At 69.5% G+C, this 13,424-nt stretch carries 14 protein-coding genes; all 14 read left to right on the top strand.

Translation table 11 applies throughout. From position 1 onward, the window contains the following. The first annotated feature begins 34 nt into the window (after positions 1-34). On the top strand, positions 35-3,319 hold the full coding sequence (gene smc, locus E0L93_RS07905) for a chromosome segregation protein SMC (RefSeq protein WP_132690703.1): 3,285 nt from the start codon (positions 35-37) through the stop codon (positions 3,317-3,319). A 1-nt stretch (position 3,320) separates the two neighbouring features. Further along, complete coding sequence (gene ftsY, locus E0L93_RS07900; RefSeq protein WP_132690701.1) at positions 3,321-4,349, top strand: signal recognition particle-docking protein FtsY; 1,029 nt, start codon at positions 3,321-3,323, stop codon at positions 4,347-4,349. Positions 4,350-4,392: 43 nt separating this feature from the next. Continuing rightward, a complete protein-coding gene (gene ffh, locus E0L93_RS07895; protein WP_132690699.1) occupies positions 4,393-5,718 on the top strand; it encodes a signal recognition particle protein in 1,326 nt (441 codons plus the stop codon). A 20-nt stretch (positions 5,719-5,738) separates the two neighbouring features. After that, positions 5,739-5,987 carry a 30S ribosomal protein S16 gene (gene rpsP / locus E0L93_RS07890; RefSeq protein WP_132690697.1) on the top strand — a complete coding sequence of 83 codons (249 nt, stop codon included), beginning with the start codon at positions 5,739-5,741 and terminating at the stop codon, positions 5,985-5,987. Between the two features lie 63 nt (positions 5,988-6,050). Further along, positions 6,051-6,281, top strand: coding sequence for a KH domain-containing protein (locus E0L93_RS07885; RefSeq protein WP_132691318.1), 231 nt, complete (start codon positions 6,051-6,053; stop codon positions 6,279-6,281). A 19-nt stretch (positions 6,282-6,300) separates the two neighbouring features. Further along, positions 6,301-6,771, top strand: coding sequence for a ribosome maturation factor RimM (rimM, locus tag E0L93_RS07880; protein WP_165874238.1), 471 nt, complete (start codon positions 6,301-6,303; stop codon positions 6,769-6,771). 10 nt (positions 6,772-6,781) lie between these two features. After that, on the top strand, positions 6,782-7,492 hold the full coding sequence (trmD, locus tag E0L93_RS07875) for a tRNA (guanosine(37)-N1)-methyltransferase TrmD (RefSeq protein ID WP_132690693.1): 711 nt from the start codon (positions 6,782-6,784) through the stop codon (positions 7,490-7,492). Positions 7,493-7,494: 2 nt separating this feature from the next. Continuing rightward, on the top strand, positions 7,495-7,821 hold the full coding sequence (rplS, locus tag E0L93_RS07870; protein WP_132690691.1) for a 50S ribosomal protein L19: 327 nt from the start codon (positions 7,495-7,497) through the stop codon (positions 7,819-7,821). 9 nt (positions 7,822-7,830) lie between these two features. Beyond that, positions 7,831-8,430 carry a ribonuclease HII gene (locus tag E0L93_RS07865; protein ID WP_132690689.1) on the top strand — a complete coding sequence of 200 codons (600 nt, stop codon included), beginning with the start codon at positions 7,831-7,833 and terminating at the stop codon, positions 8,428-8,430. Next, complete coding sequence (locus tag E0L93_RS07860) at positions 8,373-8,780, top strand: YraN family protein (protein WP_207890377.1); 408 nt, start codon at positions 8,373-8,375, stop codon at positions 8,778-8,780. Before E0L93_RS07865 ends, E0L93_RS07860 begins: the two co-directional genes overlap by 58 nt. A 130-nt stretch (positions 8,781-8,910) precedes the next feature. After that, entirely contained in the window at positions 8,911-10,419 is a 1,509-nt protein-coding gene (locus E0L93_RS07855) for a YifB family Mg chelatase-like AAA ATPase (RefSeq protein ID WP_132690687.1), read from the top strand. Next, positions 10,412-11,503, top strand: coding sequence for a DNA-processing protein DprA (gene dprA / locus E0L93_RS07850; RefSeq protein ID WP_132690685.1), 1,092 nt, complete (start codon positions 10,412-10,414; stop codon positions 11,501-11,503). Before E0L93_RS07855 ends, dprA begins: the two co-directional genes overlap by 8 nt. Next, positions 11,500-12,318, top strand: a complete 819-nt coding sequence (locus E0L93_RS07845) for a FliA/WhiG family RNA polymerase sigma factor (protein WP_132690683.1) — start codon at positions 11,500-11,502, stop codon at positions 12,316-12,318. The genes dprA and E0L93_RS07845 overlap by 4 nt, the downstream gene beginning before the upstream one ends. Positions 12,319-12,467: 149 nt before the next feature. Then, positions 12,468-13,424 carry a 30S ribosomal protein S2 gene (gene rpsB, locus E0L93_RS07840; RefSeq protein WP_243638160.1) on the top strand — a complete coding sequence of 319 codons (957 nt, stop codon included), beginning with the start codon at positions 12,468-12,470 and terminating at the stop codon, positions 13,422-13,424.

Genomic DNA, 13,424 nt, shown 5'->3' with positions numbered 1-13,424 from the left:
TTTCTCCTCCGATTGCTAGTAAAATGCCGCGTTGATGCTGCGGGCCATATATATCAAGGGGTTCAAGACCTTCGCCCGGCCGGTCCGGATGCCGCTGGGGCGTGGCATCACCTCCGTGGTGGGCCCCAACGGGTCGGGCAAGAGCAACATCGCGGACGCGGTCGCCTGGGCGCTGGGCGAGCAGCGGCCGAACGTCCTGCGGGCCGGGACGATGACGGACGTGATCTTCTCCGGCTCCGAGACGCTGCCCGCCGCCCGCGCCGCCGAGGTGACGCTGGTGCTGGATAACGGCGGGGGTGAGATCTCGCTCCCCTACCGGGAGGTCGCGCTCACCCGCCGCCTCACGCGCTCGGGGGAGAGCGAGTACAGGATCAACGGTGTCCGGAGCCGCCTGCAGGACGTGCGCGCCGTGGCGGGTGAGGCGGGCATCGGACAGCACAGCATCCTGCGGCAGGGAGCCGTGGACGCGATAGTCTCCGGCGGGGCGGAGGCGTGCCGCAGCGCGCTGGAGGAAGCCGCCGGGCTTGGCATCTACCGCCGCCGGCGGCATGCGGCGGCCCGCCGGCTGGAGCGCGCGGCCGAGCGGCTGGAGCGCAGCCGGGAGCTGGAGCGAGAGGTCGCCGGGCGGCTGCGGCAGATGGAGCAGGAGGCGGCCGCCGCGCGAGAGTACCGGGAGCTGGAATCCCGGCTGCGCCGGCTCTCTCTTGCGCACCTCTACCGGATGGCGACCCGGGGCGTCGGGGAACGCGAAGAGGAGGTGCGGCGCCGTGAACGGCGGGTGGCCGAGCTCTTCGAGCGCGGGGAGAGACTCCGGACGCGCCGGGAGGAACTGGAGCGCTCGCTGCGGGACCTAGACTCCGGCGTCCGGGAGCTGGATGCCGCGATCAGGCGTCTGGAACGGGTCTCGGGGGATCTGGCAGGGGAGCTGGTGCGGGGCGAGCGGATCTCAGCCCGGCACGCCGCCGCGGGCTCGCGGCGCGAGGGGCTCAAGCGGGCTCTGAACCGGCTCGGGATGGAGCAGGAGAACGCCGCCCGCGCCGCGGAGGAGCTGGAGGAGAGGGTCCGGCGTCTGGAGCGGCTCCACTCCCGAGAGCGGCAGGCGCTGGAGGAGGCCGAGGAGCGCCTCCGGGAAGAACGCGACCGCAGCGCCGCCGCGGCCTCCGGAGTCGAGCGCCTAAAGCGGGAGCTGCAGAGGCTGCTGGACCGCCGCGAGAAGCTGCGCCGGGCGCTTGAGAATGCCCCGGACCCCCTCCCGGAGCCCCTGCTGCGGCGCATCTCATCTCTCAGGGAAGAGCTGGATACGCTCACCCTCCGGAGGGGAACGGGCGGGCCGCTCCCCGGACGGCTGGCGCGCGCCCGCAGGACCGCCCGGCGCCTCGCGGCGGAGCTGAACCGGCGGGAGGGAGCGCTCGCGGCCGTGGTGGGACGGCTCGAAGCCGAGGTGCGCGCGCTGGAGCCCCGGAGAAGGGAGGGCGCAGCGCGGCTTGAAGACTCCATCCGGGCTCTGCCGGGCTACGAGGCGGCAGTGGAGGCTGCACTCGGCGAGCTGGCGGGCGGCGTGATGGTGGAGAGCCTGGAGGGCGGCCGGCGTGCGCTGGCCGCCGGTGAACGCGTCGCGGTGCGGCTGGACGCCGAGCGGGTCGCCGGCCGCCCGCCCGGCCGGCCCCTGATCGAGTGCGTCCAGATCCTCAAGGGAGAGCACGCCGACGCCATAGAGAGCCTGCTCGGGAGCTTCTTCGTGGTCGAGGAGCCGAACCCCCGGGTCCGGCTGAACGGCTGGATCGCGGTCACCCGGGACGGCATGCGCATCACGCGCGCCAGCGTGAGCCGCCGCGTGGAGGAGGGCGAGTTCTCCCGCCGGGCTCGCTTCGAGGCCGGCGTGGAGCGCCTGCGCCTGCTCCGGGAGGAGCTCGGGGGGCGCCTGCGGAGCCTGCAGGACACGGTCCGCGACGCGGAGCGGAGGCTGGACGGCATCATGGTCACCGGGGATGCGCTCTCCGCCGTCTCCCAGAGGGTCTGGCGCCTGAGCGACCGGATCGGGGCCGGGGTCGAGGGCAGGTTGCGGACGCTGGAGTCGGAGCTGGCGCACTCGGGCCGGATCCGGGAGGAGCTGGATGAACTGGAGCGCGAGATCGCCTCCCTGAAGCGCGAGCTGTCCCGGAGCCGCGGCGAGCTGCAGGCCGGGACCGAAGATCTGAAGCGGGCCGAGAAGGCCGCGGAGAAATCCCGGGAGCGGCTCCAGAGGCTCGACGCCCGGCTCACCGGCGATCAACTGCGCCGCGATCAGGCCCGCGAACGGCACCGGCGGCTCACGCGGCGTATCCGGCGTCTTGAGCGCTTCGCCGACTCCGAGCCCGGAGCGCTGCACCAGCTCGCCCGGCGCGCCCTCCAGACCGGAGAGCGCGCCTCCCGGACGCTCACCCGGCGGCTGGACGAGCTGCGGCGGCAGCGGGATGGCCTCTCCCGGAGGCAGCGGGAGACCTCATCGGAGAGAGACCGCGTCGCCAATCTCCAGCTGGAGGCGGCCGGGGAGCTGGCCCGGGCTCGGGCCGAAGCGGAACGGGCCCGGGAAGAGCTCTCACGCCTGCACGAGAGCTCCCGCCGGGCGCGGGCCGAGATCTCCGACGAGTGGGGTGCCACCCTCGAGGAAGCGCAACAGGAGTCCGAAAGCCTCCCGGAAGAGATCGAGAAAGAACGCCGCGAGCTCGCGCGCCGGGTCAACCGATTCGGCGACGTGAACCTGCTCGCCATCGCGCAGGAAGATGAGGAACGCCGGCGCTACGAATTCGTCTCCGGCCAGCGCCGGGATGCCGAAGCCGCCGCAGAAGACCTAAAACGCATAATACAAGAGATAGATCGGGAGCTAAAGGAGCGTTTCGACCGCACGTTCCGGAGGATACGGGCGGCGTTTCGGGAGATCATACCGCGCATGATGGCCGAGGCGTCGGGGGATCTGGAGCTCACGGAGGAGGGGATAGAGATCGGTCTCCGGCTGCGGCGCAAGGGGTGGCGTCCGCTGCACATGCTCTCTGGGGGGGAGCGGGCGCTTCTGGCGCTCTCCTATCTCTTCAGCATCTTCCTGGCGCGCCGGGGCGTCTTTTGCATTCTGGACGAGGCCGAGGCTGCGTTGGACGACGTGAATCTGGCCCGCTTTCTGTCTGTGGTAGACTCTTACCGGTCCGGTGGCCAGTTCGTGCTGGTCACCCATCAGAAACGTACGATGGCTGCGGCGGACGTGCTCTACGGCGTCACGGTGGACGCCTCGGGGGCATCTGCGGTGGTATCCAAGCGGTTGTCGGGAGAGGTTGCAGAGGGATAGCATGGCGCGTTCCTGGCGGAACTTTTTCAAGTGGGGTACTGAAGAAGAGGAGCGGCGCGAGGAGGGCTCGGTCTCTACCGAGGAGGTCTCCGGTGACGCCGGGCCGGAGCGGGTCCAGGAAGAGGCCGGGTGGTTCGGGCGTCTGCGGCGGGGGCTGCATAAGAGCCGGCAGGCGTTCGTCGGTCAGCTCAACGCGGCGGTCTCCGAGTTCCGGGACGCCGAGGACGAGGAGTTCTGGGAGCGGATCGAGGAGATTCTGATCTCCTCGGATGTGGGTGTGAACACCACGGCGAAGCTCGTCGCGGAGCTGGAGCAGCGGGCGTTGGAGCGTAACATAACCAGCGGCCGGGAGCTGCGGGAGCTGATGGTAGATATCACGGCCCGGATGCTGGAGGGGGACGTTTCGCTGGATCTCTCGCACAGGCCGAGTGTGATCCTGATGGTCGGGGTGAACGGGACCGGCAAGACGACTACCATCGGCAAGCTGGCGCGCTACCTGCCGGGCGAGGTCATGTTCGCCGCTGCGGACACCTTTCGGGCGGCGGCCATCGAGCAGCTGCAGTTGTGGGGCGAGCGGACCGGTGCGCCCGTCATCGCGCGCGAGCGGGGCGCGGACGCGGCCGCCGTGGTCTATGATGCCGTAGACGCCGCCCGCCGGGAGGGCACCGACGTCCTCATCATAGACACGGCGGGCAGGCTGCACACCAAGGTCAACCTGATGGCCGAGCTGGAGAAGGTGCGGCGTGTAATCGAGCGCCAGATGCCCGGAGCGCCGCACGAGGTGCTGCTCACGGTGGACGCAACCACCGGCCAGAACGGGCTGCGGCAGGCCAGGCTCTTCAAGGAGTCGGTGGGGGTGACGGGGGTGGTGCTCACCAAGCTGGACGGCACGGCCCGGGGCGGCATCGCGCTGGCCATCGCCGACGAGGTGGGCGTACCGATCAAGCTCATCTCCGTCGGCGAGAAGGTGGAGGATCTGCACCCCTTCGATGCCCGGCAGTTCGCCGAGGCGCTCTTCGGGGAGCTGTAGTTGAAACTCCGCGGCGGGGATGTAAGATCAGGGCGGAATAATCATGTTTGATACATTAAGCGAGAGACTGAACACGGCTCTGGACGGCGTCCGGGGCTCCGGGACGCTGACCGAGGATCAGGTCAAGAAGGTGACGCGCGAGATCCGGCTCGCGCTGTTGGAGGCCGACGTCAACTACGGTGTCGTAAAGGAGTTCGTCTCCAACGTGCGCGAGCGGGCGACGGGGGCGGAGGTTTCGAAGGCGCTCTCGCCGGGTCAGCAGGTGGTGAAGATCGTAAACGAGGAGCTGGCCCGGCTCATGGGCGGCTCGGCTCACAAGCTCAGCTTCGCCTCCCGGCCGCCGACGGTCGTGATGCTCGCGGGGCTCAACGGGCACGGCAAGACCACGGCGGCGGGCAAGCTGGCGCTGTTCGTGCGCAAGCTCGGCAAGCAGCCGTTCATGGTTGCGTGCGACACCTACCGGCCGGCGGCCGTCGAGCAGCTGCAGCAGATCGGCCGGGAGATAAACGTGCCGGTCTACGCTGAGGGTGTTGAGCCCGCGCCGGAGGAGATCGCCGAACGGGGCATCCGGGCCGCCCGCGACGGCGGCTACGACTTCGTCATCATAGACACGGCGGGCCGGCAGGTCGTGGACCTGGAGATGATGGAGGAGCTCAAGCGGGTTCGGAAGGCGGCGCGGCCGCACTCGGTGCTCCTGGTTCTGGATGTGGTGACGGGTCAGAACGCCGTCGAGGTGGCGCAGGCCTTTCAGGAGTACGCCGACTTCGACGGCATGATCCTGACCAAGCTGGACGGTGACGCCCGCGGCGGCGCGGCGCTCTCGGTGGTCTCGGTGACCGGGCGGCCCATCAAGTTCGCCTCTGAGGGCGAGAAGATGAGCGAGTTCGACTACTTCTACCCGGACCGGATGGCGGGCCGCATCCTGGGGATGGGAGACGTGCTGACGCTCATCGAGAAGGCCGAGCAGCAGGTAGATAAGGCCGAGGCCGAGAAGCAGGGCAAGAAGCTGATGGCCGGGAAGCTCACGTTCGAGGACTTCCTGGAGCAGATGCAGATGGTCAAGAGGATGGGACCTCTCTCGGGGCTTCTGGGCATGATCCCGGGGCTGAACAAGCAGCTGCAGGGGGTTGAGATAGACGACCGGGTGCTCAACCGGGTGGAGGCCATGATCACCTCCATGACGCCGGAAGAGCGGCGCAACCCCAAGCTGTTGCAAAACCAGAGCCGGGTGCGTAGGATAGCGCGCGGCAGCGGGTCCTCTCCCCAGGAAGTCCAGAAGCTCATCAAGCAGTTCAACCAGATGCAGAAGATGATGCGGCAGATGGGCAAGGGCAGGGGGATGCCCCGGCTTCCTTTCAGGACAGGTTGAGACAGGAGGTGAGCTGTAGTATGGCGGTTAAGATTCGACTCGCCAGGCACGGATCGAAGAAGAACCCGTTCTACCGCATAGTGGTGGCAGACTCGCGGAGCCCCAGAGACGGGCGTTTCATAGACCGCATCGGGACCTACAACCCGCGCACGGAGCCCTCGGATATCCGGGTCGACGTGGAGAAGGCCCGGGAGTGGCTGAGCAAGGGTGCGCAGCCGACAGATCAGGTCCGCAAGCTGTTGCAGATCTCCGGCGCTCTGGAGAGATAGATCATAGGAAACGCTGATCCTCTGCGGGCCCGCCACGGTGATGGAGGAGGGCCGATGCCGCAGTTGAAGAGGTTGCTGGAAGTTCTGGCTCAGTCGCTCGTGGACGATCCCGACGGCGTGAAGGTCACGGCCACGGAGCTGGAGTCCACGGTGGTACTGGAGCTGCGGGTCGCTCCGGACGACATAGGGAAGGTGATCGGCAAGCAGGGGCGCATCGCCCGGGCTATCCGGACCGTCGTGAAGGCCTCGGCCGTCCGCTACGGCAAGAAGGTCATAGTCGAGATCGTAGACTAGAGCCTTGGAGGAGAGGGTCGTGATCGGCGTGGTCCGCGCGCCGCACGGTGTCCGCGGCACCCTGCGGGTCTCGGCCCCCGGTTCCGGACGCCACCTGCGCGAGGGGGTGAGGCCGCTGGTCGATGGCGAGCGGCGGCGCATCGTGCGGGTGAGGAAGACGCCGAAGGGCTTTCTGGTGGATCTTGAGGGCGTGGAGAGCCGGGATGCCGCCGCCGCGCTGCGCGGTGCCGAGCTCGCTCTGGAGCGCACGGAGCTGGACGAGCTCGGTCCCGAGGAGTTCTACTTCGACGAGCTGATCGGGCTGAGGGCCGTGGAGGAGGGCGGGGCGCCTCTCGGGGAGGTGGTCGGGGTGCTGGAGAATCCGGCGCACGAGACGCTCGTGATCCGGGACGGCGGGCGCGAGGTTCTGGTGCCTTTCGTCTCCGAGCAGGTTCTTAAGGTGGATCTTGAGAAGGGGGTGGTGATCGTCCGCCTCCTGCCCAGCCGGTAGGAGGGAGGCCGTGTCCCGGATAGACGTCTTCTGCCTGTTCCCCGAGGCCGTTGAGGCCGCCGTCAGGGTGGGCGTGGTCGGCCGCGCCCTCGAGCGGGGTGTGGTGGAGCTGCGCACCTTCGACCTGCGGCGGTTCTCGGAGACCGGGCGTGTGGACGACATGCCCTACGGCGGCGGGGCCGGGATGGTCATCCGGGTCGACGTGGTGGCCCGGGCGCTTGAGGAGGTCTACGGGATGCCACCCCGCGAGGTGAGGCGGCACCGGCGGGTCATACTCACCGATCCCGCCGGTCGCCGGCTGGACCAGCGTTACGTGCGCGAGTTGGCGGATGCCGGGGAGCTTACGGTCATCTGCGGCCGCTACGAGGGAGTGGACGAGCGGGTGCGCACCGAGCTGTGCACCGAGGCCGTCTCTTTGGGCGAGTTCGTGCTCTCCGGGGGGGAGATCGTCGCGGCTGCGCTGGCCGACGCCGTCTTCCGGCTGCACGAGGGGGTTCTGGGCAACCGGGAGAGCCTGGAGGGCGAGTCTTTCACCGCCGAGGGAGTCATGGGACCGCCGCAGTACACCCGGCCCGCCGAGTGGGATGGAGTCCGGGTGCCCGACGTGCTATTATCCGGCAATCACGCCGAGATCCGGGCCTGGCGGGAGCGCCGGGCCAGGGAGCGGTTCTCGGGGGCAGGTCCTAGCCGAACCGAGACTTCTTCAGCGAAAGGAGTATAACCATGGTCACCACCGAGCAGGCTTCCAGGAACATCGTAGACTTCCGACCGGGCGACACCGTGCGGGTACATTACCGGGTGATCGAGGGCAACCGCGAGCGCATCCAGGTCTTCGAGGGGCTGTGTATCGCCCGGCAGGGCGGCGGTCCGAGCGAGACGTTCACGGTGCGCAAGAACTCCTTCGGGGTCTTTGTGGAGCGCATCTTCCCGTTGCATTCGCCCAAGATCGCCAGGATAGAGGTCGTCTCGCGCGGGGACGTGCGCAAGGCGAAGCTCTACTATATCCGGGAGAAGGTCGGCAAGAAGGCCCGGGTCAAGCGGGCCCGGTAAGAGGGGGCCGTGGGCGGGCCCGCTTGCCTGTACGCCTTCGATGCGGCCTGGTCCTCCGGGCGCGGGGGACCGCTGTGCGGAGCGGACGAGGCCGGACGCGGGGCCTGGGCCGGCCCGCTGGTCGCGGCCGCGGTGGTCCTGGGCGAGCGTGAGATCCCGCTTCTGAACGACTCCAAGCGCCTGAGCCGCGAGCGGCGCGAGGAGGTGTTCCGGGGGGTGCTCGGGCGGGCCGCGGCGGTGAGTGCGGTCCTGCTGCCGGCCTGGTGGGTGGACCGGCACGGGCTCGGGGCGGCGAACCGGACCGCCCTGGAGCGCGCTATCTCAGCCCTGAGGTCCCACGCCGGGTGCTTCCTCGCGGATGGTCGGCTGCGTCTCGGGGACGGAATAGTAGCGCTGCCGCGCGCGGACGGTGAGAGTGCTGCCGTGGCTGCGGCGAGCGTGGTCGCCAAGGTGTTGCGGGACCGGGCGATGCGTGCGCTCGGGGAGCGCTACCCGGGGTACGGGTTCGGGCGACACGCGGGCTACGGGACGCCCGAGCACCGGCGGGCGCTGTGCGAGCTCGGTCCCTGCCGGGTTCACCGCCTCAGCTACGCCGGGGTGGAGAGCTGAGCACCCGCGATGCCGGGAGGGCCGGGGAGGAGATCGCGGCCCGCTACCTGGCGCGAGCGGGGTACGAGCTCGTAGCCCGTAACTACCGCACACGGTTCGGGGAGGTGGATCTCATCGTGCGCAGGGGCGCGCTCCTCGTCTTCGTGGAGGTCAAGCTGCGGCGGGGGCTGGGCTTTGGGGAGCCTGTAGAGAGCGTCACGGCCCGCAAGCGGCGGAAGATCCGGCGCGTGGCCGAGCATTACCTGGTCCGGGAGGGGGCTGAGTTCGAGGAGCTGCGCTTCGACGTCGTCGGCGTGCTGGCGGGGCGTGACGGGCGGATCAGGGTCCGTCACGTCGAGGGCGCATTCTAGAGCAGGCGTCCGTTCTCCGGCGAGTCTGGATCGCATATAATACAGGTTGGTTTCCTGAAGCATACGAAGGAACGGCTCAGGGGACAGGGAGATAGGCACAGAGCTCTAGGGAGGATGGCTCCTTACCCATATGTCTTTCTGTCGAGCTTGGAGCCTGGCGCTGGTCGGCATAGATGCGCTGCCGGTCGAGGTGGAGGTGGACATAAGTTCCGGCCTGCCGGGCTTCGCCGTGGTGGGGTTGCCGGATGCCGCGGTACAGGAGTCGAGGGAGCGGGTGCGGGTCGCCATCTCCAACAGCGGCTTCCGGTTCCCCGGCAGGAAGGTCATAGTTAATCTGGCTCCCGCCGATCTGCGCAAGGAGGGGCCGGCCTTCGACCTGCCCATAGCTCTGGCGATCCTGGCCGTCTCGGGCGTGTTGGAGCGCGGCGTGCTGGAGGACGCGGCTTTTGCGGGGGAGCTCTCGCTGGAGGGGGGAGTGCGGGGCGTCCGGGGGGCGCTCTCGCTGGCCGAGGGGGCTCGCCGGCGGGGGCTGCGGCGGCTCGTGATACCCGCGGAAAACGCGGCCGAGGCCGCGTGCGTCCGGGGGATAGAGGTGTACGGGGTCCGGAGTTTGCGGGAGGCCGTGGATTTTCTGGCGGGAGAGCGGACCATTCCCCCCGCCGGGCCGGGCGGTCTTGACTCGGCGGAGGAACGGGTTCCTCCGGAAGACTTCGCCGACGTCTTCGGCCAGCGGCACGCCAAGCGGGCGCTGGAGGTCGCGGCGGCCGGGGCGCACAACGTGCTCATGAGCGGCCCACCCGGTTCGGGGAAGACGATGCTCTCCCGGAGGCTGCCGGGTATTCTGCCGCCGCTCACCACGGAGGAGGGGATCGAGGTTGCCAAGATCTACAGCGCCGCCGGGGAAGGGGGCGGGCTGCGACGGCGGCGGCCCTTCCGGGCACCGCACCACACCATCTCGACCGCCGGGCTCGCCGGGGGCGGAAGCAATCCCCGGCCCGGGGAGATCTCACTGGCGCACAACGGGGTGCTCTTCCTGGACGAGTTCCCGGAGTTCGGCCGGGCTGCGATAGAGGCCCTGCGCCAGCCGCTGGAGGACGGGTGCGTGACCATCTCGCGCGCGGCGGGGTCGCTCACCTACCCGGCTCGGATCACGCTCGTCTGCTCCATGAACCCCTGTCCGTGCGGGTATCTGGGAGATCCGCGGCGGGAATGCCGGTGTTCGGCCGGGCAGATCGAGCGCTACCGGAGCCGTCTCTCCGGGCCGCTGCTGGACCGGCTGGACATCTTCATTGAGGTGGCGCGGCTTGCACGGCGGGAGCTGCGGGGAGAGGAGCGCTCCGAGCCCTCGGCCACGATCCGGGAGCGGGTGGTGCGGGCCCGGCAGATACAGCTCGCGCGGCAGGGGGTGCCGAACGCGGCGCTGCCGGTCCGGAAGCTGCGGGAGGTCTGCCGTCTTGGGCACGACGCCGAGGCGCTGCTCGCCCGGGCGATCGACGGCCTGGGGCTCTCCGGCCGGGCGCACGACCGGGTTTTGAAGGTCGCGCGCACCGTGGCCGATCTGGAGGGGGAGGGAGAGATCTCCGCCCGCCATCTCGCCGAGGCGCTCAATTACAGGAAGGCCGGGGTTGCGGATGGTTAGCGCGCGTGAGGCCTTCCTGTTCCTCTCCCTGCTGCAGGCCGCCGCGGGGAGCAGCTTCACCTCCCGCATGGACGGGATGCCGCCGGAGAGCGTGCTGGAGCTGCCGCCCGAGGAGTTCTGCGAACGGGCGGGGCTGCGGGGCGGGGCGCGCCGGATCTACCGGCGGCTGCGGGAGAGCTACGATCCGGAGGAGCTGCTTGCGCGGCTGGCGCGCTCCGGGGTTCGGGCCGACACGCTCGCCGATGCCGCCTACCCCGGGAGGCTGCGCCAGATCCCCGATCCGCCGCCGGCCCTCTTCCGGCTGGGCAGAGAGTTTCCCGAGGAGCGTTCCGCGGTCGCCGTGGTCGGGTCGCGCAAGGCCACGGCGGGCGGCCGGGAGATTGCGCGGGAGCTGGGACGGGGGCTCGGGGAGCGCGGGGTGTGCGTCGTGAGCGGTCTGGCGCTCGGCATAGACGCCGCGGCGCACGCCGGTGCTTTGGAGGCCGGGGGGAGCACTGCGGGGGTGCTCGGATGCGGTGTGGACGTTATCTATCCCCGGCAAAACGCGCGGCTCTTCAGGGGCGTGAGGGAGGCGGGGTGCATAATCTCCGAGTATCCTCCCGGCGAGGCCCCGCTGCCGTGGCGCTTCCCGGCCCGCAATCGGATCATCTCCGGGCTGGCCGAGGTAGTGGTCGTGGTTGAGGCTGCCGAGAAGAGCGGGGCGCTCATCACGGCCCGCCACGCTCTGGAGCAGGGGCGGGACGTCTTCGCCGTCCCCGGTCCTGTGCGGGCGCCGGAGTGCCGGGGCTCGAACCGGCTCCTCGCCGACGGGGCGGGCGTGATCTGGGACGTGCGGGAGTTTCTGGAGCTCGTCGCCCCCGGTGGAGAGCCGGAGCGTGGTGACGGGCCGCTGTCCGGCGAGCTGCCCGCGGTGGAGGCGGCGGTGCTGCGGGAGGTGGGCTGGGAGCCGACGCCGGTGGATGAGATCGCCACGCGCGGTGGGTTCGGGATGGAGGAGCTCCTCCCGGCGCTCTCGATGCTGGAGGTCAAGGGGTATGTGGTGCGGAGCCCCGGCAACGCCTACGTCCGGGTGAGGGTGGAATGACCCGCGAGACGCTCGGATCCCTTTGGCAGCGGTACTTCGAGGCCCGGCGGCGGCTGGCGGAGGCGGACGCCTCCCGTGGGCGGGAGCTCCGCCGGCGGGCGGACGGCTACCGGGACCGGTTGGTGACCAACTACTCTCCGCTCGTGAAGTACGTTGCGGGCAGGGTGTACGCACGCGTCGGCAAGCATCTGGACCTCGGGGATCTCATCTCCTGGGGGCTGGTGGGTTTGCTCGAGGCCGTGGAGAGCTTCGAGCCGGAGCGCAACGTCAAGTTCGAGTCCTACGCCATCTCCAAGATCCGCTGGGCCATGCTCAACGAGATCCGCCAGCAGGACTGGGTGCCGCGCAGCGTCCGCCGCAGGGCTCAGGACGTGGAGCGGGCCACCAACGCCCTCATCCATCGCCTCAGGCGGACCCCCAGCGACGAGGAGGTGGCCGAGGAGCTGGGCATAAGCTTCGAGGAGTACCGCAGGTTTCAGAGCCAGTACTCCCGGTCTCAAGTGGCCTCGCTGGAGGCGCGCATCGAGGGCGAAGAGGGTGTGGAGTTCCAGTCGCTCATAGCCGATACCGGGGCGCCGGACCCCCAGTCGTGGGCCGATCGCAGGGAGCTTCGGGAGCAGCTCATCGCCGCCATAGAGACGCTGGATGACAGGGAGCGGCTCGTGGCCATGTTCTACTTCTATGAGGGGCTCACACTGAAGGAGATCGGCCGGGCCATGAATCTGACCGAGGGCCGGGTCTCCCAGATCCGGCAGAAGGCCCTCAGGAAGCTCCGGGAGCATCTGGCCCACCACCCGGTGGCGCTGAACCTGTAGAAGCGCGGGGAGGCTTGTGCTAACATTTCGCGGGTTTAACAGGATCACGCACGCCCGCGATGGCCCGCTTCGGGCCCGGGTGGTGGTCCGGAGACCTTCCGGATTGCGAGCGCGGGCGGAGGAGCGAACCACCTCTAAAGGAGAGAGCTTTGGAGACCACAAGCACGCAGGGTATAGGCGTCAGAGAGTTGCTTGAGGCCGGCGTCCACTTCGGGCATCAGGCCCGCCGGTGGAACCCCAAGATGAAGCCCTACATCTTCGCCGAACGCGCCGGGGTTCACATCATCGATCTGGACCAGACGCTGGAGCTGCTGGAGGAGGCGCGCAGGTTCGTCCGCAGTGTGGCCGAGGCCGGGCGTGAGGTGCTCTTTGTGGGCACCAAGAAGCAGGCCCAGCTCACCATAGCCGAGCAGGCCATCCGCTGTGGAATGCCCTATGTCGCCGAGCGGTACATCGGGGGGATGCTCACCAACTTCCAGACCATCCATGGCCGCATCCAGTACTTCAAGGACCTCATGGCCCGGGTGGAGGCGACCCCCGAGGAGGAGCGGACCGGCAAGGAGTGGTTCGCCCTGTACCGGGAGTTTCAGAAGCTGCGCCGGAACTTCGCCGGCATCACCGAGATGGAGCGGCTGCCGGCGGCGCTCTTCGTCGTGGACCCCAGGCGGGAGGAGCTGATCGTCCGGGAGGCCAACCGGCTCAAGATCCCGGTCGTCGCCATAACCGACACCAACTGCGACCCGGACGTCATAGACTACGTCATCCCGGGCAACGACGACGCCATCCGTTCCATCAACCTCATCACCCGCCTCATAGCGGATGCCATCCTGGAGGGCCGGGGCGGTACCGGGGGCGAGTCTTCGGACCGGCCGCTCCCGCCCGTCGTGGAGGAGGCGCAGGTCGGTGAGGAGATAGTCTCGGTCGCCGCGCAGCGGCGGGAGACCGGGGCCGGGCCCGCTCCGGAGGCGGCCGGCGAGGCGATGGGCGAGGAGCAGCCGGAGGCGGAGGAGGCGTCGGCGTTCGCCGCCCAGGAGCCGGCCGAGGCCGGGCGGTCCGAGGGCACGACGAGCGGCGCGGAGACCACCGACGAGACCGAGGAGAAGTAG

Origin of the sequence: Rubrobacter taiwanensis (assembly GCF_004337705.1) — a bacterium.
Taxonomy (GTDB): domain Bacteria; phylum Actinomycetota; class Rubrobacteria; order Rubrobacterales; family Rubrobacteraceae; genus Rubrobacter_C; species Rubrobacter_C taiwanensis.
The sequence above is the reverse complement of the archived record's forward strand: the minus strand, read 5'-3'. Positions and strand labels throughout refer to the sequence as shown.

Bases quoted from the DNA above. Each gene is read 5' to 3' on its own strand.
- smc (WP_132690703.1), top strand. From the start codon at position 35: ATGCTGCGGGCCATATATATCAAGGGGTTCAAGACCTTCGCCCGGCCG.
- ftsY (WP_132690701.1), top strand. From the start codon at position 3,321: ATGGCGCGTTCCTGGCGGAACTTTTTCAAGTGGGGTACTGAAGAAGAG.
- ffh (WP_132690699.1), top strand. From the start codon at position 4,393: ATGTTTGATACATTAAGCGAGAGACTGAACACGGCTCTGGACGGCGTC.
- rpsP (WP_132690697.1), top strand. From the start codon at position 5,739: ATGGCGGTTAAGATTCGACTCGCCAGGCACGGATCGAAGAAGAACCCG.
- rplS (WP_132690691.1), top strand. From the start codon at position 7,495: ATGGTCACCACCGAGCAGGCTTCCAGGAACATCGTAGACTTCCGACCG.
- E0L93_RS07855 (WP_132690687.1), top strand. From the start codon at position 8,911: ATGTCTTTCTGTCGAGCTTGGAGCCTGGCGCTGGTCGGCATAGATGCG.
- dprA (WP_132690685.1), top strand. From the start codon at position 10,412: ATGGTTAGCGCGCGTGAGGCCTTCCTGTTCCTCTCCCTGCTGCAGGCC.
- E0L93_RS07845 (WP_132690683.1), top strand. From the start codon at position 11,500: ATGACCCGCGAGACGCTCGGATCCCTTTGGCAGCGGTACTTCGAGGCC.